The following is a 20,908-nucleotide window of genomic DNA, read 5'->3' as shown; positions in this document are numbered from 1 at the left end:
CGAGTCTACATAACCTGATAGCCTTCGTCGGGCTTGCCCAGCCGTTGCTGGCACCATGCCGCCAGAAATTCCACGCAGACACGTAATTTCATGCTGCGATAGAGCGGCTCCCGGTAAACAGCCCAGATATTGGCGCTTTGCGCATACTCCGGCAATACTCGCACCAGTTTACCACTCTCCAGAAACGGCAAAACATCCCACTCGGAACGCAGCATTATCCCTTTGCCCTCCAGCGCCCATTGCAGCACAATCTCGCCGCTGTTGGAGGAAAGATGCCCACTAACCTTCACCGATTTTTTCCCCTGGCCGTTCCCTAACTCCCATATTCCGTGGGTCATGTCACGCTCTTTAGTCACCAGACAGTCATGGCGACTTAATTCCTGTAATGATTGTGGCTGGGAATATTTTTTCAGATACTCAGGTGCGGCGCATAATATTCTTCTATTTTTTGTCAAAAGATGCGCAATATAATAATCAGGAATTTCGTCATTAATACGAATATCCAGATCAATATTATCCTGCACTAAATCAATTTGCCGATCGAACAATTCAAAATGCACCTGTAACTCAGGATAATTGCGCATCAGTTCGGTAATGGCTGGCGCAATATGGCTGCGCCCAAAACCAAAGCTGCAACCAATACGAATCATCCCCTCCGGGCGCGTTTTGATTTGCGTGACGTCATCGACCAGTCGCTGATATTGGGTGAGGATTTCCAGCGCATGTTCGTAACAACGTTGACCACTTTCAGTCAGCGCCACGCCGCGAGCGGAGCGGTTCAGCAGTGTGGTTGCCAGCGTATTTTCAAGGATTTGGATCCGCTTGGTGACAAATGCAGGCGTTTGCCCAAGCGTTGCCGCAGCGGCGCTAAAACTCCCGCTATGGACGATTTCCACCAGTACCTGCAAGTCTTTGGCTAAAGGCCAGCTATTTAGCATTGTTAAATATCCGCAGTTTTGATAAACGCAGTGTATTTCGCAAAACATTGCTATTCCCTGCTCTGGCGCAATATTCGTTCTTATTTTCGTGTTGATTAACGAACTGTTAATTACATATTCACGGTGGCACAAAAATATAAAACCACATTTTTAGTGGTAGTTTGTGGCGGTGAATTTTTCCAGACAAATACATAAACTGGAGTTGCCATGATGAGCGAATGTAATAAGCAACAGGCAGTGAATAAGTTGACGGATATTGTCGCTAACTTTACCGCCATGATTTCTACCCGAATGCCCGATGACGTGGTGGATAAACTAAAACAGCTAAGGGATGCCGAAACGTCGTCGATGGGGAAAATTATCTACCACACGATGTTCGATAACATGCAAAAAGCGATCGACCTGAATCGTCCTGCCTGTCAGGACACCGGGGAGATTATGTTCTTCGTTAAAGTCGGTTCCCGCTTCCCGCTGCTTGGCGAGCTGCAAAGCATTCTTAAGCAAGCTGTGGAAGAAGCAACCGTCAAAGCGCCACTGCGTCACAACGCGGTGGAAATTTTTGACGAAGTGAACACCGGCAAAAATACCGGCAGCGGCGTACCGTGGGTTACCTGGGACATCATTCCCGACGGCGACGATGCGGAAATCGAAGTTTACATGGCAGGCGGCGGCTGCACGCTACCTGGCCGCTCGAAAGTGTTAATGCCGTCAGAAGGCTACGAAGGCGTGGTGAAATTCGTCTTCGAAAATATCTCCACCCTCGCCGTAAACGCCTGTCCACCAGTACTGGTGGGCGTGGGCATCGCCACCTCGGTGGAAACCGCCGCAGTGCTCTCGCGTAAAGCCATTTTGCGCCCGATTGGCAGCCGCCATCCCAATCCAAAAGCGGCAGAGCTGGAGCTACGCCTGGAGGAAGGACTTAACCGTCTGGGGATTGGTCCACAGGGGCTGACTGGCAACAGTTCAGTGATGGGCGTACATATCGAATCTGCCGCCCGCCATCCGTCAACCATCGGCGTTGCTGTCTCTACAGGCTGCTGGGCGCATCGTCGCGGCACGCTGCTGGTTCATGCCGATCTCTCCTTTGAAAATCTGTCTCACACCCGGAGCGCGTTATGAAAAAGATCCTGACAACCCCGATCAAAGCTGAAGATCTGCAAGATATTCGCGTCGGCGATGTGATCTACCTGACCGGTACGCTGGTGACCTGCCGTGACGTTTGTCACCGCCGCTTGATCGAACTCAAACGTCCGATCCCTTACGATCTCAACGGCAAAGCGATTTTCCACGCTGGCCCCATCGTGCGCAAAAACGGCGACAAATGGGAGATGGTTTCCGTTGGCCCGACAACCAGTATGCGTATGGAAAGTTTTGAACGTGAATTTATCGAGCAGACCGGTGTGAAACTGGTGGTCGGCAAAGGCGGAATGGGGCCGCTGACCGAAGAAGGCTGTCAGAAATTCAAGGCGCTACATGTGATTTTCCCGGCTGGCTGCGCGGTGCTGGCGGCAACTCAAGTGGAAGAGATTGAAGAGGTGCACTGGACAGAACTCGGGATGCCAGAGTCGCTGTGGGTCTGTCGGGTCAAAGAGTTCGGTCCGCTGATTGTCTCTATTGATACCCACGGCAACAACCTGATAGCCGAAAACAAAAAGCTGTTCGCCGAACGCCGCGATCCCATCGTGGAAGAGATTTGCGAGCACGTCCATTACATCAAATAACCCTCCCGGAGAGGCTCGCCCCCTCTCCTTTTTCGCAGGCATAACACGATGAAACCTTCCACTGAATGGTGGCGATACCTTGCGCCGCTGGCGGTCATCGCCATTATTGCTCTACTTCCGGTTCCCGCAGGGCTGGAGAGTCATACCTGGCTCTACTTTGCCGTTTTTACTGGCGTGATCGTTGGGCTGATCCTCGAACCCGTGCCGGGTGCCGTGGTGGCGATGGTGGGTATATCCATCATCGCCATACTGTCTCCCTGGCTGCTGTTTAGCCCGGAGCAGCTCGCCCAGCCAGGCTTTAAATTCACTGCAAAATCCCTCTCGTGGGCGGTTTCCGGTTTTTCTAATTCGGTTATCTGGCTGATTTTCGCCGCCTTTATGTTTGGTACGGGCTATGAAAAAACCGGGCTGGGGCGACGTATCGCGCTGATTCTGGTGAAAAAGATGGGGCATCGCACACTGTTTCTCGGCTATGCGGTGATGTTCTCCGAGCTGATCCTGGCACCTGTAACACCGTCCAACTCGGCGCGTGGTGCGGGGATTATCTATCCCATCATCCGTAACCTGCCGCCGCTCTATCAATCACAACCAAACGACAGCAGTTCGCGCAGTATTGGCTCGTACATCATGTGGATGGGGATTGTTGCCGACTGCGTGACCAGCGCCATTTTCCTGACGGCGATGGCTCCTAACTTGCTGTTAATTGGACTGATGAAAAGCGCATCTCACGCCACGCTGAGTTGGGGCGACTGGTTCCTCGGGATGTTGCCGCTCAGTATTTTACTGGTCCTGCTGGTTCCCTGGCTGGCTTACGTGCTGTACCCGCCGGTACTGAAGTCAGGCGATCAGGTGCCGCGCTGGGCAGAGACGGAACTGCAGGCAATGGGCCCGCTCTGTTCGCGTGAAAAACGGATGCTGGGGCTGATGGTAGGCGCGCTGGTGCTGTGGATTTTCGGCGGTGATTATATCGATGCCGCGATGGTCGGTTACAGCGTGGTAGCACTGATGCTGCTTCTGCGCATTATCTGCTGGGACGATATTGTCAGTAATAAAGCGGCGTGGAACGTTTTCTTCTGGCTGGCATCACTCATCACCCTTGCCACCGGGCTCAACAACACCGGTTTTATTAGCTGGTTTGGCAAACTGTTAGCAGGCAGCTTAAGTGGTTATTCGCCGACGATGGTGATGGTGGCGTTGATTGTGGTCTTTTATCTGCTGCGCTACTTTTTTGCCAGTGCTACGGCGTATACCTCTGCTCTCGCACCGATGATGATTGCCGCTGCGCTGGCGATGCCGGGAATCCCGCTGTCGGTGTTCTGCCTGATGGTTGGCGCGGCAATTGGTCTGGGGAGCATTCTTACACCATACGCCACCGGACCCAGTCCGATTTACTACGGTAGTGGTTATCTGCCAACGGTGGATTACTGGCGACTGGGGGCGATTTTTGGGCTGATATTCCTCGTGTTGCTGGTGATTACCGGCTTACTGTGGATGCCCGTGGTGTTGCTTTAAGTGAGGACGGTGCCGGAAATTGCTCTCCGGCACCTGATAGTTTTACGCAGCCGGTAACTCTGCCAGCGGCCAGCGCGGACGCACGCTAACGCCGAGATCCGCCGTCGCGCCTGCTTTAAACCGCACCATTCCGGCATAGGCGATCATCGCGCCGTTATCAGTACAAAATTCCGGACGCGCGTAGAACACTTCGCCACGACGCTTTTTCATCATTTCCGCCAGCTTCGCCCGCAGCGTGCGGTTAGCACTCACGCCGCCTGCCATGACCAGTCGCTTAAAGCCAGTCTGATCCAGCGCTCGCTTACACTTAATCATCAGCGTATCGACCACCGCATCTTCAAAAGCGCGGGCGATATCAGCACGCGTCTGGTCGTCGGTGCCGTTGTCACGAATGGTATTCGCCGCGAAGGTTTTCAGGCCAGAAAAGCTGAAATCCAGCCCCGGACGGTCGGTCATCGGGCGCGGGAAAACAAAGCGCCCGGCAGTACCCTGAGCCGCCATTTTCGACAGTAACGGTCCGCCAGGATAATCCAGCCCCAGCAGCTTCGCGGTTTTATCAAACGCTTCACCGGCGGCATCATCAATAGACTCGCCGAGCAGCTCGTACTGCCCAATGCCAGTCACGCTGATTAACTGCGTATGACCGCCGGAAACCAGCAGCGCGACAAACGGAAATTCTGGCGGGTTATCTTCCAGCATCGGCGCTAACAGATGCCCTTCCATATGGTGTACCGGGATCGCCGGAACGTCCCAGGCAAACGCCAGAGAACGCCCCACGGTCGCGCCAACCAGCAGCGCGCCGACTAATCCAGGGCCTGCGGTATAGGCCACAGCGTCAATGTCTTTTGCCGTTAAACCAGACTCCTTCAGCGCCGCCTGGATCAACGGTACGGTTTTACGCACGTGATCGCGGGAAGCCAGTTCAGGCACGACGCCGCCGTAGTCAGCGTGCAATTTCACCTGACTATACAATTGGTTGGCTAACAAACCTTTTTCATCGTCGTAAATGGCGATGCCAGTTTCATCGCAGGAAGTTTCAATACCCAGTACACGCATGACTTGTTTTACCTCGCTTTATTACCGCGCAGTGTAGGACCAATGCGGGTTGATGTAAAACTTTGTTCGCCCCTGGATAAAGCCTCGTGTATACTCCCCACCCTTATAAAAGTCCCTTTCAAAAGAGGCCGCGGTGCTTTACAAAGCAGCAGCAATTGCAGTAAAATTCCGCACCATTTTGAAATAAGCTGGCGTTGATGCCAGCGGCAAACCGAATTAATCAAAGGTGAGAGGCACATGCCGGTAATTAAAGTACGTGAAAACGAGCCGTTCGACGTAGCTCTGCGTCGCTTCAAGCGTTCCTGCGAAAAAGCAGGTGTTCTGGCGGAAGTTCGTCGTCGTGAGTTCTATGAAAAACCGACTACCGAACGTAAGCGCGCTAAAGCTTCTGCAGTGAAACGTCACGCGAAGAAACTGGCTCGCGAAAACGCACGCCGCACTCGTCTGTACTAATTCCCCGAGAGCGTTGCTCTCCGATCAGACCGAGTTGTAGTTGTAAGGCCCGTGCTTCCGAAAGGAATGCGCGGCTTATTTTCGTTTATGAATTGCTAAAAATCGGGGCCTATGGCTGGACGAATCCCACGCGTATTCATTAATGATCTGCTGGCACGCACCGACATCGTCGATCTGATCGATGCCCGTGTGAAGCTGAAAAAGCAGGGCAAGAATTTTCACGCGTGTTGTCCATTCCACAACGAGAAAACCCCGTCATTCACCGTTAACGGTGAGAAACAGTTTTACCACTGCTTTGGATGTGGCGCGCACGGCAACGCGATCGACTTCCTGATGAACTACGACAAGCTCGAGTTCGTCGAAACGGTCGAAGAGCTGGCTGCAATGCACAATCTTGAAGTGCCATTTGAAGCAGGCAGCGGCCCCAGCCAGATCGAGCGCCATCAACGGCAAACGCTTTATCAGTTGATGGACGGTCTGAATACGTTTTACCAACAATCTTTACAGCAACCTGTTGCTATGTCTGCGCGCCAGTATCTGGAAAAACGCGGATTAAGCCACGAGGTTATCGCCCGCTTTGCGATTGGTTTTGCGCCCCCCGGCTGGGACAACGTCCTGAAACGGTTTGGTGGCAATCCAGAAAATCGTCAGTCATTGATTGATGCGGGCATGTTGGTCACTAACGATCAGGGTCGCAGTTACGATCGTTTCCGCGAGCGGGTGATGTTCCCTATTCGCGATAAACGCGGTCGGGTGATTGGGTTTGGCGGGCGCGTGCTGGGCAACGATACCCCCAAATACCTGAACTCGCCGGAAACGGACATTTTCCATAAAGGCCGCCAGCTTTACGGTCTTTATGAGGCGCAGCAGGATAACGCTGAACCCAATCGTCTGCTTGTGGTCGAAGGCTATATGGACGTGGTGGCGCTGGCGCAATATGGCATTAATTACGCCGTTGCGTCACTGGGTACGTCAACCACTGCCGATCACATACAGCTGTTATTCCGCGCAACCAACAATGTCATTTGCTGTTATGACGGCGACCGCGCAGGTCGCGATGCCGCCTGGCGAGCGCTGGAAACGGCGCTGCCTTACATGACAGACGGTCGTCAGCTACGTTTTATGTTTTTGCCTGATGGCGAAGACCCTGACACGCTGGTGCGCAAAGAAGGTAAAGAGGCGTTTGAAGCGCGGATGGAGCAGGCGATGCCACTCTCCGCATTTCTGTTTAACAGCCTGATGCCGCAGGTTGATCTGAGTACCCCTGACGGACGCGCGCGCTTAAGTACCCTGGCGCTACCGCTGATTTCACAGGTGCCGGGCGAAACGCTGCGAATATATCTTCGTCAGGAATTAGGCAATAAGTTAGGCATACTTGATGACAGCCAGCTTGAACGATTAATGCCAAAAGCGGCAGAGAGCGGCGTTTCTCGCCCTGTTCCGCAGCTAAAACGCACGACCATGCGTATACTTATAGGGTTGCTGGTGCAAAATCCAGAATTAGCGACGTTGGTCCCGCCGCTTGAGAATCTGGATGAAAATAAGCTCCCTGGACTTGGCTTATTCAGAGAACTGGTCAACACTTGTCTCTCTCAGCCAGGTCTGACCACCGGGCAACTTTTAGAGCACTATCGTGGTACAAATAATGCTGCCACCCTTGAAAAACTGTCGATGTGGGACGATATAGCAGATAAGAATATTGCTGAGCAAACCTTCACCGACTCACTCAACCATATGTTTGATTCGCTGCTTGAACTGCGCCAGGAAGAGTTAATCGCTCGTGAGCGCACGCATGGTTTAAGCAACGAAGAACGCCTGGAACTCTGGACATTGAACCAGGAACTGGCGAAAAAGTGATTTAACGGCTTAAGTGCCGAATAGCGATCGGGAAGCCCCCGACAGCCGCACTGAGAGGCAGCGGCAAATATATAAGTACGCCCTCGTAATTATCGTTGGCGGTAAACAGCCGTTGGATTTCAGCGTTAACACCTGAAGGACATCGGGTCAATCGCCCAACACCAACCTCATGAAATAAGTGTGGATACCGTCTTATGGAGCAAAACCCGCAGTCACAGCTGAAACTTCTTGTCACCCGTGGTAAGGAGCAAGGCTATCTGACCTATGCCGAGGTCAATGACCATCTGCCGGAAGATATCGTCGATTCAGATCAGATCGAAGACATCATCCAAATGATCAACGACATGGGCATTCAGGTGATGGAAGAAGCACCGGATGCCGATGATCTGATGCTGGCTGAAAACACCGCGGACGAAGATGCTGCCGAAGCCGCCGCGCAGGTGCTTTCCAGCGTGGAATCTGAAATCGGGCGCACGACTGACCCGGTACGCATGTACATGCGTGAAATGGGCACCGTTGAACTGTTGACCCGCGAAGGCGAAATTGACATCGCTAAACGTATTGAAGACGGGATCAACCAGGTTCAATGCTCCGTTGCTGAATACCCGGAAGCGATCACCTATCTGCTGGAACAGTACGATCGTGTGGAAGCAGAAGAAGCGCGTCTGTCCGATCTGATCACCGGCTTTGTTGACCCGAACGCAGAAGAAGATCTGGCACCAACCGCCACTCACGTCGGCTCTGAGCTTTCCCAGGAAGATCTGGACGATGACGAAGATGAAGACGAAGAAGATGCTGACGACGATACCGCCGACGATGACAACAGCATCGACCCGGAACTGGCTCGCGAAAAATTTGCGGAACTGCGCGCTCAGTACGTTGTAACGCGTGACACCATCAAAGCGAAAGGCCGTAGCCATGCAGCCGCTCAGGAAGAGATCCTGAAACTGTCTGAAGTGTTCAAACAGTTCCGCCTGGTGCCGAAGCAGTTTGACTACCTGGTCAACAGCATGCGCGTCATGATGGACCGCGTTCGTACGCAAGAACGTCTGATCATGAAGCTCTGCGTTGAGCAGTGCAAAATGCCGAAGAAAAACTTCATCACCCTGTTTACCGGCAATGAAACCAGCGATACCTGGTTCAATGCGGCAATTGCGATGAACAAGCCGTGGTCGGAAAACTGCACGATGTCTCTGAAGAAGTGCATCGCGCCCTGCAGAAACTGCAACAGATTGAAGAAGAAACCGGCCTGACCATTGAGCAGGTTAAAGATATCAACCGTCGCATGTCCATCGGTGAAGCGAAAGCCCGCCGTGCGAAGAAAGAGATGGTTGAAGCGAACTTACGTCTGGTTATTTCTATCGCCAAGAAATACACCAACCGTGGCTTGCAGTTCCTTGACCTGATTCAGGAAGGCAACATCGGTCTGATGAAAGCGGTTGATAAGTTCGAATACCGTCGTGGCTACAAATTCTCCACCTACGCAACCTGGTGGATCCGTCAGGCGATCACCCGTTCTATCGCGGATCAGGCGCGCACCATCCGTATTCCGGTGCATATGATTGAGACTATCAACAAGCTCAACCGTATTTCTCGCCAGATGCTGCAAGAGATGGGCCGTGAACCGACGCCGGAAGAACTGGCTGAACGTATGCTGATGCCGGAAGACAAGATCCGCAAAGTGCTGAAGATCGCCAAAGAGCCAATCTCCATGGAAACGCCGATCGGTGATGATGAAGATTCGCATCTGGGGGATTTCATCGAGGATACTACCCTCGAGCTGCCGCTGGATTCTGCGACCACCGAAAGCCTGCGTGCGGCAACGCACGACGTGCTGGCTGGCCTGACCGCGCGTGAAGCGAAAGTTCTGCGTATGCGTTTCGGTATCGATATGAACACCGACCACACGCTGGAAGAAGTGGGTAAACAGTTCGACGTTACCCGCGAACGTATCCGTCAGATCGAAGCGAAGGCGCTGCGCAAACTGCGTCACCCGAGCCGTTCTGAAGTGCTGCGTAGCTTCCTGGACGATTAATCGGTAGCCGGATAAGGCGTTTACGCCACATCCGGCACTTGTCCCTTTGCACAAACGCCACCTTTTCGGTGGCGTTTTTTTATCGCCCACGCACCACCAGTGCCTGATCCAGTTCCCGATACGCCTCCACCAGCTTTTCCAGAGAAACTCGACTTAAACCGCTGGGATTTGGCAGTACCCAGATCTGCGTCGAACCAATAGTGAGCGTTTGTTTCCCCCACTGTGCGCCGCGCTGGCTGAATCCCTGCTCATAGGCCTGTTTACCCAAAATCGCCAACGCCTGAGGCTGATAATCTTCAATTTTTTCAATCAGCTTACGCCCGCCTGCGTGCAGCTCCTGCTTTGAAACTTCATTGGCTTGCACCGTTGGACGGTCAACCAGTTTGGTCACTCCACAACGATAATCCAGCAAATGCTGCGCCTCCTGCGGCTTCAACTGTCTGTCAGTAAACCCGGCCTGATAAATCACCTTCCAGAAACGGTTCGCCGGATGAGCAAAAGGAAAGCCAGTATCCGCAGATGAAAGCCCCGGATTGATGCCGCAAAACACCACGCGCAACCCTGGTGCAATAATATCTTCAACCATATTAACCCCTGAACAACACAACCTGGGGAAAGTATAACGAATTGAAAACACATTGTTTATAAAAACAGCAGGCGCGCGGTAATGGCTGGATTGCGACACGGAGTTACTTTATAATCCGCTACCATGGCCCCTTAGCTCAGTGGTTAGAGCAGGCGACTCATAATCGCTTGGTCGCTGGTTCAAGTCCAGCAGGGGCCACCAGATACAGTAAAGGCTGACGAGAAATCGTCAGCCTTTTTCTTTTCATATATCAGTTACTTCGCGTGCCAGTAAGCCGCTGCACGTACCTGTTGAGGGTCATACTGTTCCGCTTCAAAGCGACGGCTTAAATTCTTCACCACCTTCCCTTCGCCGGTTATCCAGATGAAGTAATCATCGGCAGGGATTTGCATCTGCGCCAGACGCGCATCTACCGCCTGCTCATCATGCGCCAACCATTCGATATTAAAACCATCAAGGTGCGCGAGATAATCCTGACAGGCGTTATCCCGCACGCTGACCAGCGCGGTAACTTGCGGTTTAACGGCAAGTTTGCTCAACGTTTCCAGGCGGCGGCGCAGTGCGGGCATCCCGGACTCATCGCAAACATACAGCTGATACGCGTAATCCTCTGGCACCACCAGCGAACCGCGCGGACCTGCCACCGTGAGTTTATCGCCCGGTTGCGCCTGCATCGCCCAGCCGCTGGCGACCCCACCGTCGTGAATAAAGAAATCGATCGCCAGTTCATGGCGTAGTTCGTCATACAGCGGCGTATAGTCACGCGACGGTGGGCGTGGTCCTTCCGGCCAGACGATGCCCTCTTCCGTTACCGTTGGCGGCAGAAAGTGAGCGTCAGGTTGGGGAAAGAAGAGTTTGCTGTGATCGTCAAAGCCACGCGACGTAAAGCCGTCCAGCGCCTCGCCGCCGAGGACAATGCGCTGAAAACCAGCGCTGATGCGCTCAACACGTAACACAGTCAGTTCACGGAAGCGCAGATCATTGCGAACGCGCTGCGGGTAGCGGGGGGAGTTATTCATTGTTATCGCCTTCGTGATGGTAATCAGATATATCTAAATAAATTTCGCAAATGATAATGATTGTTAATCATGATAAATGCAAGCGATTTGTAGAACTGATATATCTGAAGTATGTGAAGGCATTCAGCGCCATAGCAAGGCTGCCGGATGCGGCGTGAACGCCTTATCCGGCCTGGATGTTGAGTACATCTGCGTTTAAAAATCATTTTTACACTTGCAAGAACTCTCACATCAGATATAAATTAGATATATCTAATTAAGCAAAAGGAGGCTGATATGAGCCATCATCACGAAGGGTGTTGTAAACATGAAGGCCAGCCACGCCATGAAGGCTGCTGCAAAGGTGAGAAGTCAGAACACGAGCACTGCGGACACGGTCACCAACATGAACACGGTCAATGCTGCGGGGGGCGCCACGGTCGCGGCGGCGGTCGTCGGCAACGTTTCTTTGGTCACGGTGAATTGCGTCTGGTGATTCTGGATATTCTCTCGCGCGATGACAGCCACGGCTACGAGTTGATTAAAGCGATTGAGAATCTGACCCAGGGGAATTACACCCCAAGCCCGGGCGTCATCTACCCGACGCTGGATTTTCTGCAGGAGCAGTCGCTAATTACCATCCGCGAAGAGGAAGGCGGCAAAAAGCAGATTGCGTTGACCGAACAAGGCGCGCAGTGGCTGGAAGAAAACCGCGAACAGGTGGAGATGATTGAAGAACGCATCAAAGCGCGTTGCGTTGGTGCGGCGCTGCGCCAGAACCCGCAAATGAAGCGAGCGCTGGATAATTTTAAAGCGGTGCTGGATTTACGCGTCAATCAGAGCGACATCAGCGACGCGCAGATAAAAAAGATCATTGCGGTGATCGACCGCGCCGCGTTTGATATTACGCAACTGGATTAATCACCGATTGCCGGATGCGGCGTGAACGCCTTATCCGCCTACACACCCCGTAGGCCTGATAAGATGCGCCAGTATCGCATCAGGCATTGTGCTCTGCGGCGTGAACGCCTTATCCAGCCTACGCGCCCCGTAGGCCTGATAAGATGCGCCAGCATCGCATCAGGCATCGTGTGCTCCAACCGCCGGATGCGACATACCGATTAATGCAGCACCGTCACCGCGTCTTCCAGTCGGCTGGCGCGGTGTTTTACCATCGCCGACACTTGCGCACTCTCTTCCACCAACTCAGCGTTTTTCTGCGTGATCAGGTTAAGCTCATCCACCGCACGGGTCAGGCTGGAAAGCCCATCGGCCTGTTCCAGCGTTGAATGGCTAATCTGGGCGATCAACTGCGTGACGTTTTTTACCTGCGCCACAATATCATCCATCGTCCGTCCGGCGGCGTGTACCTGCTGCGAACCGGATTGCACCTTATCAGCACTGGCATCGATCAGCTTGCGAATATCGTTGGCAGCATTGGCGCTGCGGCTGGCTAAATGACGCACTTCCCCTGCCACCACTGCAAAACCTTTGCCCTGTTCGCCGGCACGCGCCGCTTCCACCGCCGCATTCAGGGCGAGAATATTGGTCTGAAACGCAATATCGTTAATCAGCGAAGTAATGGTGCCAATGCGCTGGGTACTGTCGGCGATATCGTCCATCGTCTTGATCACCGTGGTCATCGCTTCCCCGCCCTGCACAGCCGCATTACTGGCGGTGATAGAAAGTTTATCGGCAGCCGACGCTGTGGCTGAGTTCTGTTTCACCGACGCCGCCATCTGGTTCATGGTCGCTACAGTTTGCTGGACATTATCTACCGTCTGCTGAGTATGCTCGTTCAGTTCATCGGTGCCTTTTGCCAGCACCTCACTCCCGTTTCTGACGCTGGAAACCTGGCTTGAGACATCATTAATCAACCAGCGACACATCAGGCCAAGCTGCCCTACCGCGCGTAATGTCAGCCCCAGCTCATCGCTGCGATTCAAATGCTCAACACTATTACGTTCTCCGGTCGCCACTTTCAGTGCCTGGCTGGCGACATTTTCTATCGGGCGTACAATTTGCCATTCAAAACAGGTAGTTCCCAACAACATCACTAACGCACAGAGGAAATACGTCACCACCGGGGCAGCGACAAACCAGAGCATGGCCGCCAGCACGATAAACATCAGTGTCATCACTCCACGCACTCGCCAGCGAAGCGGTAATGAAGGCAGTTTACCCAGCCAGCCTTTACGCACCACCAGGCCTTTATGAATACGTTTATTGGTACGTCCAGCGTTCAGCGCCTTATACAGCGGCTCCACCGCCGCGATTTCTTCATCCGTCGCCCGGGAGCGAATCGACATATAGCCACTGATTTTGCCCTCGCGCACCATCGGTACCGCATTCGCCCGTATCCAATAATGGTCGCCATTTTTGCGGCGATTTTTCACGATGCCGCTCCAGGGTTCCCCTTTTTTCAGGGTGTACCACATATCCGCAAACGCCGCTTTTGGCATATCCGGGTGACGCACCATGTTGTGCGGCTGGCCCTGTAACTCCTGCAAGGTATAGCCGCTCACTTGCACGAAAGAATCATTGGCGTGGGTGATATAGCTTTGCAGATCGGTAGTGGACATCAGGGTAGTATCGTCAGCCAGCGGGGTATTTTGCTGGGTGACATACGGATGAGAAGACATAATCGCGTCCTGTGCAGGTTATATGGTTGTTAACTTCTTGTCGGAAGTTATGTCGGCCCCGGCGCGGTTATCTTTAGCACTTTAATTTGATTTAGATCGCAATTTGCGATTAAAGCACAAACTCTAATCCCTTGATTTAAAATACTTTCATTCTGTTATTATCCGAGAACGTTAATTATCTTGCCCAAAAATCAGACATTTATTGCCCTGAAAGAATGCATTTGCACAGCGATCGCAAAATTCCTCCCCGATAAAATCGGGCAAAATAACAGCAACGGTTAACATTTGGAATTAAATGTTACGCAAATGATAATGTAATTTGTGTTTATCCCGATTTTCGCGATCGCAGCCGGAGTGGCGCAATCCCTGCAATACTTAAATCGGTATCATGTGATACGCGAGCCTCCGGAGCATATTTTGAACAGGTTACCTTCGAGCGCATCGGCTTTAGCGTGCAGCGCCCACGCCCTGAATCTCATTGAAAAGCGAACGCTGGACCATGAGGAGATGAAAGCACTTAACCGGGAGGTGATTGAATACTTCAAAGAGCATGTCAATCCGGGGTTTTTAGAGTATCGCAAATCTGTTACCGCCGGCGGGGATTACGGAGCCGTAGAGTGGCAAGCGGGAGGTTTAAATACGCTTGTCGACACCCAGGGACAGGAGTTTATCGACTGCCTGGGAGGTTTTGGAATTTTCAACGTGGGGCACCGTAATCCAGTTGTGGTTTCCGCCGTACAGAATCAACTTGCGAAACAACCGCTGCACAGCCAGGAGCTGCTCGATCCGTTACGGGCGATGCTGGCGAAAACCCTTGCTGCACTAACGCCCGGTAAACTGAAATACAGCTTCTTCTGTAATAGCGGCACCGAGTCCGTTGAAGCAGCGCTGAAGCTGGCGAAGGCTTATCAGTCGCCGCGCGGCAAGTTTACTTTTATTGCCACCAGCGGCGCGTTCCACGGTAAATCACTTGGCGCGCTGTCGGCCACGGCGAAATCGACCTTCCGCAAACCGTTTATGCCGTTACTGCCGGGCTTCCGTCATGTCCCGTTTGGCAATATCGAAGCCATGCGCACGGCTCTTAACGAGTGCAAAAAAACCGGTGATGATGTGGCTGCGGTGATCCTTGAGCCGATTCAGGGCGAAGGTGGTGTAATTCTGCCGCCGCCGGGCTATCTCACCGCCGTGCGTAAGCTGTGCGATGAGTTCGGCGCACTGATGATCCTCGATGAAGTACAAACGGGCATGGGGCGCACGGGCAAGATGTTCGCCTGCGAGCATGAGAACGTTCAGCCGGACATTCTGTGTCTGGCAAAAGCCCTCGGCGGCGGCGTGATGCCGATTGGCGCAACCATCGCTACTGAAGAGGTGTTCTCAGTCCTGTTCGACAACCCGTTCCTGCATACCACCACCTTTGGCGGCAACCCGCTGGCCTGTGCGGCGGCACTGGCGACCATCAATGTGTTGCTGGAGCAGAACTTACCGGCTCAGGCTGAACAAAAAGGCGATATGTTGCTGGACGGTTTCCGTCAACTGGCGCGGGAATATCCCGATCTGGTACAGGAAGCGCGTGGTAAAGGGATGTTGATGGCGATTGAGTTTGTTGATAACGAAATCGGCTATAACTTTGCCAGCGAGATGTTCCGCCAGCGCGTACTGGTGGCCGGAACGCTCAATAACGCCAAAACGATCCGCATTGAACCGCCACTGACACTGACCATTGAACAGTGTGAACTGGTGATCAAAGCGGCGCGTAAGGCGCTGGCGGCCATGCGAGTCAGTGTCGAAGAAGCGTAATATCAAATCGGATGACGATACGACGTCGCCATCCGATCTTTTTATACAATACGTACGCCCGCAGGCATCATCCGCTCCGGCGTTAACAGCACGCTTTCACTGCCGTCATCGGTCTCCGCACACAACAGCATGCATTCCGACGTTTCACCGCGCATTTTCGCTTTTTGCAGATTGCATAAGACCACCACTGTTTTTCCCATCAGCTCTTCTTCGCTGTAGTACGGCACCAGGCTGGTCACGGTTTGCAGCGTTTTTTCCCCCACATCAACCTGTACGATGTACAGCTTGTCGGCGTTTTCATGGCGTTTCACTTCCACAATCTTTCCGACGCGCATTTCCAGACGTGCAAAATCAGCGTAAGCCACGGTTTCCATTGCTTCCTCCCTTCGAGTAAAATTTTACTAAACTATAGCAAAAGTTTTTCTCAATCCTGTAGGCTAAAAATGGAGAATGCAGGCGTGATCACATTTGTAAGCCGCTGTGTTACCGTTACAGCGTCAAAGAAACGCGCTTTATTTACTGAAAACAGGTGACCCGATAAGCACTTCCTCTACAATGGAAGCGCACATCAGGGAAAGTAAAAAAGGTAAACATGGCAACACTAAAAGACATCGCAATCGAAGCTGGCGTATCCCTGGCGACAGTATCCAGGGTCTTAAATGACGATCCGACATTGAATGTGAAAGAAGAGACGAAACATCGCATTCTCGAGATCGCCGAAAAGCTGGAGTACAAGACCAGTAGCGCCCGTAAACTACTGACAGGCGCAGTCAACCAACACCATATTCTGGCTATCTACAGCTACCAACAGGAGCTGGAGATCAACGATCCTTACTATCTGGCGATCCGCCACGGCATTGAAACCCAGTGCGAAAAGCTGGCGATCGAACTGACCAACTGTTATGAACACAACGGATTGCCGGACATTAAAAACGTCACCGGTATTTTAATTGTCGGCAAACCCACGCCAGCCCTGCGCGCCGCCGCCGGCGCGTTGACCGACAATATCTGTTTTATCGACTTTCACGAACCCGGCAGTAATTACGATGCGGTAGATATCGATCTGGCACGCATCAGTAAAGAAATCATCGACTTCTATATCGATCAGGGCGTTAATCGCATTGGTTTTATTGGCGGTGAAGACATGCCTGGCAAGGCGGATATTCGTGAGGTCGCCTTTGCGGAATATGGCCGACTGAAACAAGTGGTACGCGAAGAGGATATCTGGCGCGGCGGTTTTTCCAGTTCGTCGGGCTATGAACTGGCAAAACAGATGCTGGCGCGGGAAGACTATCCGAAGGCACTGTTTGTTGCTTCCGATTCCATTGCTATCGGCGTACTGCGGGCAATTCATGAACGTGGCCTGAACATCCCACAGGATATTTCGCTTATCAGCGTTAACGATATCCCCACCGCGCGATTTACCTTTCCGCCGCTCTCCACCGTGCGCATCCATTCCGAGATGATGGGAAGTCAGGGCGTTAACCTGGTGTATGAAAAAGCCCGCGATGGTCGCGCGCTGCCGCTATTAGTCTTCGTTCCCAGCAAATTAAAACTGCGCGGCACGACCCGTTAAATCCCCTTACACACTGTCCGGCAATCGTTTTTGCCGGACAGTGCTGCCGTTTATTTTCGTGATCCAGTTAAAGTAAATGCATTTACCTGCTACTTTTTAGTAAAAATTTTACTAAACTCCCCAGCAATTACACAAACTACCATCACCATGAATGGTTCCGATTTCTCTCTACCGGGAGGCCCTATGAATCGCTGGGAAAACATTCAGCTCACCCACGAAAACCGACTTGCTCCGCGTGCGTACTTTTTTTCATATGACTCTGTTGCGCAGGCGCGTACCTTTGTCCGCGAAACCAGCAGCCTGTTTCTGCCCTTAAGCGGTCAGTGGAATTTCCACTTTTTTGACCACCCGCTGCAAGTACCAGAAGCCTTCACCTCTGAGTTAATGGCTGACTGGGGGCATATTACCGTCCCCGCCATGTGGCAAATGGAAGGCCACGGCAAACTGCAATATACCGACGAAGGTTTTCCGTTCCCCATCGATGTGCCGTTTGTCCCCAGCGATAACCCAACCGGTGCCTATCAACGTATTTTCACCCTCAGCGACGGCTGGCAGGGTAAACAGACGCTGATTAAATTTGACGGCGTCGAAACCTATTTTGAAGTCTACGTTAACGGTCAGTATGTGGGGTTCAGCAAGGGCAGTCGCCTGACCGCAGAGTTTGACATCAGCGCGATGGTTAAAACCGGCGACAACCTGTTGTGTGTGCGCGTGATGCAATGGGCGGACTCTACCTACGTGGAAGACCAGGATATGTGGTGGTCGGCGGGGATCTTCCGCGATGTTTATCTGATCGGAAAACACCTAACGCATATTAACGATTTCACCGTGCGCACCGACTTTGACGAAGCCTATTGCGATGCCACGCTTTCCTGCGAAGTGGTGCTGGAAAATCTCGCCGCCTCCCCTGTCGTAACGACGCTGGAATATACCCTGTTTGATGGGGAACGCGTGGTGCACAGCAGCGCCATTGAGCATCTGGCAATTGAAAAGCTGACCAGCGCCAGCTTTGCTTTTACTGTCGAACAGCCGCAGCAATGGTCGGCAGAATCCCCTTATCTTTACCATCTGGTCATGACGCTGAAAAACGCCGACGGCAACGTTCTGGAAGTGGTGCCACAACGCGTTGGCTTCCGTGATATCAAAGTGCGCGACGGTCTGTTCTGGATCAATAACCGTTATGTGATGCTGCATGGCGTCAACCGCCACGACAATGATCATCGCAAAGGCCGCGCCGTTGGGATGGATCGCGTCGAGAAAGATCTCCAGTTGATGAAGCAGCACAACATCAATTCCGTGCGTACCGCTCACTACCCCAACGATCCTCGTTTTTACGAACTGTGTGATATCTACGGCCTGTTTGTGATGGCGGAAACCGACGTCGAATCGCACGGCTTTGCTAATGTCGGCGATATCAGCCGCATTACCGACGATCCGCAGTGGGAAAAAGTCTACGTCGAGCGCATTGTTCGCCATATTCACGCGCAGAAAAACCATCCGTCGATCATCATCTGGTCGCTGGGCAATGAATCCGGCTATGGCTGTAACATCCGCGCGATGTACCACGCAGCGAAGGCGCTGGATGACACGCGACTGGTGCATTACGAAGAAGATCGCGATGCTGAAGTGGTCGATATTATTTCCACCATGTACACCCGCGTGCCGCTGATGAATGAGTTTGGTGAATACCCGCATCCGAAGCCGCGCATCATCTGTGAATATGCTCATGCAATGGGGAACGGACCGGGCGGGCTGACGGAGTACCAGAACGTCTTCTATAAGCACGATTGCATTCAGGGACATTATGTCTGGGAGTGGTGCGACCACGGGATCCAGGCGCAGGATGACAACGGCAATGTCTGGTATAAATTCGGCGGCGACTACGGCGACTATCCCAACAACTATAACTTCTGTCTTGATGGTTTGATCTATTCCGATCAGACGCCGGGACCAGGCCTGAAAGAGTACAAACAGGTTATCGCACCGGTAAAAATCCACGCGTTGGATCTGACTCGCGGCGAGTTGAAAGTCGAAAATAAACTGTGGTTTACCACGCTGGATGACTACACCCTGCACGCAGAGGTGCGCGCCGAAGGTGAAACACTCGCGACACAGCAGATTAAACTGCGCGACGTTGCGCCGAACAGCGAAGCCCCCTTGCAGATCACGCTGCCGCAACTGGACGCCCGCGAAACGTTCCTCAACATTACGGTGACCAAAGATTCCCGCACCCGCTACAGCGAAGCCGGACACCCTATCGCCACTTATCAGTTCCCGCTGAAGGAAAACACCGCGCAGCCAGTGCCTTTCGCACCAAATAATGCGCGTCCGCTGACGCTGGGAGACGATCGTTTGAGCTGCACCGTTCGCGGCTACAACTTCGCGATCACCTTCTCAAAAATGAGTGGCAAACCGATATCCTGGCAGGTAAATGGCGAATCGCTGCTGACTCGCGAGCCAAAGATTAACTTCTTCAAGCCAATGATCGACAACCACAAGCAGGAGTACGAAGGGCTGTGGCAGCCGAATCATTTGCAGATCATGCAGGAACATTTGCGCGACTTTGCCGTGGAACAGAGCGATAGCGAGGTGTTGATCATCAGCCGCACGGTTATAGCCCCGCCGGTGTTTGACTTCGGAATGCGCTGCACCTACATCTGGCGCATCGCTGCCGATGGCCAGGTTAACGTGGCGATTTCCGGCGAGCGTTACGGCGACTATCCGCACATCATTCCGTGCATCGGTTTCACCATGGGGATTAACGGCGAATACGATCAGGTGGCGTATTACGGTCGTGGACCGGGCGAAAACTACGCCGACAGCCAGCAGGCTAACATCATCGATATCTGGCGCAGCACCGTCGATGCCATGTTCGAGAACTATCCCTTCCCGCAGAACAACGGCAACCGTCAGCATGTCCGCTGGACGGCACTGACTAACCGCCACGGCAACGGTCTGCTGGTGGTTCCGCAGCGCCCAATTAACTTCAGCGCCTGGCACTATACCCAGGAAAACATCCACGCTGCCCAGCACTGTAACGAGCTGCAGCGCAGTGATGACATCACCCTGAATCTCGACCACCAGCTGCTTGGCCTCGGCTCCAACTCATGGGGCAGCGAGGTGCTGGACTCCTGGCGCGTCTGGTTCCGTGACTTCAGCTACGGCTTTACGTTGCTGCCGGTTTCTGGCGGAGAAGCTACCGCGCAAAGCCTGGCGTCGTATGAGTTCGGCGCAGGGTTCTTTTCCACGAATTTGCACAGCGAGAATAAGCAATGAGGATCATCGATAACTTAGAACAGTTCCGCCAGATTTACGCCTCCGGCAAGAAGTGGCAGCGCTGCGTTGAAGCGATTGAAAATATCGACAACATTCAGCCTGGCGTCGCCCACTCCATCGGTGACTCATTGACTTACCGCGTGGAGACAGACTCCGCGACCGATGCGCTATTTACCGGGCATCGACGCTATTTTGAAGTGCATTACTACCTGCAAGGGCAGCAAAAAAATTGAATATGCGCCGAAAGAGACATTACAGGTGGTGGAATATTATCGTGATGAAACTGACCGTGAATATTTAAAAGGCTGCGGAGAAACCGTAGAGGTCCACGAAGGGCAAATCGTTATTTGCGATATCCATGAAGCGTATCGGTTTATCTGCAATAACGCAGTCAAAAAAGTGGTTCTCAAAGTCACCATCGAAGATGGTTATTTCCATAACAAATAACAACTACGGCGGCA

The 20,908-nt window shown here is 52.8% G+C and carries 15 protein-coding genes, 1 tRNA gene and 2 pseudogenes; 12 read left to right on the top strand and 6 right to left on the bottom strand.

From position 1 onward, the window contains the following. Nucleotides 1–5: 5 nt before the first annotated feature. Nucleotides 6–938, bottom strand: a complete 933-nt coding sequence (ttdR, locus tag CRI63_RS13150) for an L-tartrate utilization transcriptional activator TtdR (RefSeq protein ID WP_135519735.1) — start codon at nucleotides 936–938, stop codon at nucleotides 6–8. Nucleotides 939–1,145: 207 nt separating this feature from the next. Here ttdR and ttdA point away from each other — a divergent pair, with 207 nt between their 5' ends. Genes ttdA through ttdT form a run of 3 tightly spaced genes read left to right on the top strand, consistent with a single transcriptional unit; the run spans nucleotide 1,146 to nucleotide 4,171 of the window. Beyond that, on the top strand, nucleotides 1,146–2,057 hold the full coding sequence (gene ttdA / locus CRI63_RS13145) for a L(+)-tartrate dehydratase subunit alpha (RefSeq protein WP_135519733.1): 912 nt from the start codon (nucleotides 1,146–1,148) through the stop codon (nucleotides 2,055–2,057). Next, nucleotides 2,054–2,659 carry a L(+)-tartrate dehydratase subunit beta gene (gene ttdB, locus CRI63_RS13140; RefSeq protein ID WP_000722957.1) on the top strand — a complete coding sequence of 202 codons (606 nt, stop codon included), beginning with the start codon at nucleotides 2,054–2,056 and terminating at the stop codon, nucleotides 2,657–2,659. Before ttdA ends, ttdB begins: the two co-directional genes overlap by 4 nt. 48 nt (nucleotides 2,660–2,707) lie before the next feature. Continuing rightward, the gene (gene ttdT, locus CRI63_RS13135) at nucleotides 2,708–4,171 is read left to right on the top strand and encodes an L-tartrate/succinate antiporter (RefSeq protein WP_135519731.1); all 1,464 of its coding nucleotides are present in this window, start codon (nucleotides 2,708–2,710) and stop codon (nucleotides 4,169–4,171) included. Nucleotides 4,172–4,213: 42 nt separating this feature from the next. On the opposite strand, the gene tsaD is transcribed toward ttdT, so the two are convergent. Then, nucleotides 4,214–5,227, bottom strand: coding sequence for a tRNA (adenosine(37)-N6)-threonylcarbamoyltransferase complex transferase subunit TsaD (gene tsaD / locus CRI63_RS13130; protein ID WP_001264352.1), 1,014 nt, complete (start codon nucleotides 5,225–5,227; stop codon nucleotides 4,214–4,216). A gap of 237 nt (nucleotides 5,228–5,464) precedes the next feature. On the opposite strand from tsaD, the gene rpsU reads away from it, so the two are divergent. From rpsU to rpoD, 3 genes and pseudogenes are all read left to right on the top strand, one after another. After that, nucleotides 5,465–5,680, top strand: a complete 216-nt coding sequence (gene rpsU, locus CRI63_RS13125; protein ID WP_001144069.1) for a 30S ribosomal protein S21 — start codon at nucleotides 5,465–5,467, stop codon at nucleotides 5,678–5,680. Between the two features lie 111 nt (nucleotides 5,681–5,791). Beyond that, nucleotides 5,792–7,537 carry a DNA primase gene (gene dnaG, locus CRI63_RS13120; RefSeq protein WP_000918810.1) on the top strand — a complete coding sequence of 582 codons (1,746 nt, stop codon included), beginning with the start codon at nucleotides 5,792–5,794 and terminating at the stop codon, nucleotides 7,535–7,537. 194 nt (nucleotides 7,538–7,731) lie between these two features. After that, nucleotides 7,732–9,572: pseudogene (gene rpoD / locus CRI63_RS13115) on the top strand (RNA polymerase sigma factor RpoD). Between the two features lie 79 nt (nucleotides 9,573–9,651). Here rpoD and mug read toward each other — a convergent pair. Beyond that, entirely contained in the window at nucleotides 9,652–10,158 is a 507-nt protein-coding gene (gene mug / locus CRI63_RS13110) for a G/U mismatch-specific DNA glycosylase (protein WP_130260138.1), read from the bottom strand. 125 nt (nucleotides 10,159–10,283) lie between these two features. Between mug and CRI63_RS13105 the strand changes: the two genes are divergently transcribed. Beyond that, nucleotides 10,284–10,359: transfer RNA gene (locus tag CRI63_RS13105), tRNA-Ile, on the top strand. A gap of 53 nt (nucleotides 10,360–10,412) precedes the next feature. Here CRI63_RS13105 and nfeF read toward each other — a convergent pair. Beyond that, nucleotides 10,413–11,177, bottom strand: a complete 765-nt coding sequence (gene nfeF, locus CRI63_RS13100; protein ID WP_135519729.1) for an NADPH-dependent ferric chelate reductase NfeF — start codon at nucleotides 11,175–11,177, stop codon at nucleotides 10,413–10,415. Between the two features lie 276 nt (nucleotides 11,178–11,453). Between nfeF and nfeR the strand changes: the two genes are divergently transcribed. Beyond that, on the top strand, nucleotides 11,454–12,077 hold the full coding sequence (gene nfeR / locus CRI63_RS13090; protein WP_000018003.1) for a DNA-binding transcriptional regulator NfeR: 624 nt from the start codon (nucleotides 11,454–11,456) through the stop codon (nucleotides 12,075–12,077). 200 nt (nucleotides 12,078–12,277) lie between these two features. Here nfeR and aer read toward each other — a convergent pair whose 3' ends face one another. Continuing rightward, nucleotides 12,278–13,798 carry an aerotaxis sensor receptor Aer gene (gene aer / locus CRI63_RS13085; RefSeq protein ID WP_135519727.1) on the bottom strand — a complete coding sequence of 507 codons (1,521 nt, stop codon included), beginning with the start codon at nucleotides 13,796–13,798 and terminating at the stop codon, nucleotides 12,278–12,280. A 417-nt stretch (nucleotides 13,799–14,215) separates the two neighbouring features. Here aer and ygjG point away from each other — a divergent pair, with 417 nt between their 5' ends. Further along, nucleotides 14,216–15,595, top strand: a complete 1,380-nt coding sequence (gene ygjG, locus CRI63_RS13080; RefSeq protein ID WP_001297164.1) for a putrescine aminotransferase — start codon at nucleotides 14,216–14,218, stop codon at nucleotides 15,593–15,595. Between the two features lie 41 nt (nucleotides 15,596–15,636). On the opposite strand, the gene CRI63_RS13075 is transcribed toward ygjG, so the two are convergent. After that, nucleotides 15,637–15,969, bottom strand: a complete 333-nt coding sequence (locus CRI63_RS13075) for a tRNA-binding protein (protein ID WP_000450588.1) — start codon at nucleotides 15,967–15,969, stop codon at nucleotides 15,637–15,639. Nucleotides 15,970–16,187: 218 nt separating this feature from the next. Here CRI63_RS13075 and ebgR point away from each other — a divergent pair, with 218 nt between their 5' ends. The 3 genes and pseudogenes from ebgR (at nucleotide 16,188) to CRI63_RS13060 (ending at nucleotide 20,894) form a co-directional block, all read left to right on the top strand. Next, the gene (ebgR, locus tag CRI63_RS13070; RefSeq protein WP_135519725.1) at nucleotides 16,188–17,171 is read left to right on the top strand and encodes a transcriptional regulator EbgR; all 984 of its coding nucleotides are present in this window, start codon (nucleotides 16,188–16,190) and stop codon (nucleotides 17,169–17,171) included. Between the two features lie 183 nt (nucleotides 17,172–17,354). After that, nucleotides 17,355–20,447 carry a beta-galactosidase subunit alpha gene (gene ebgA, locus CRI63_RS13065; RefSeq protein WP_135519723.1) on the top strand — a complete coding sequence of 1,031 codons (3,093 nt, stop codon included), beginning with the start codon at nucleotides 17,355–17,357 and terminating at the stop codon, nucleotides 20,445–20,447. Then, a pseudogene (locus CRI63_RS13060) lies at nucleotides 20,444–20,894 on the top strand (beta-galactosidase subunit beta). Before ebgA ends, CRI63_RS13060 begins: the two are co-directional and overlap by 4 nt. Nucleotides 20,895–20,908 lie beyond the last annotated feature (14 nt).

The organism is Escherichia sp. E2661 (assembly GCF_004745185.1).
Classification (GTDB): Bacteria; Pseudomonadota; Gammaproteobacteria; order Enterobacterales; family Enterobacteriaceae; genus Escherichia.
Note: the sequence above shows the minus strand (reverse complement) of the source record. Positions and strands in the feature narration are given on the sequence as shown.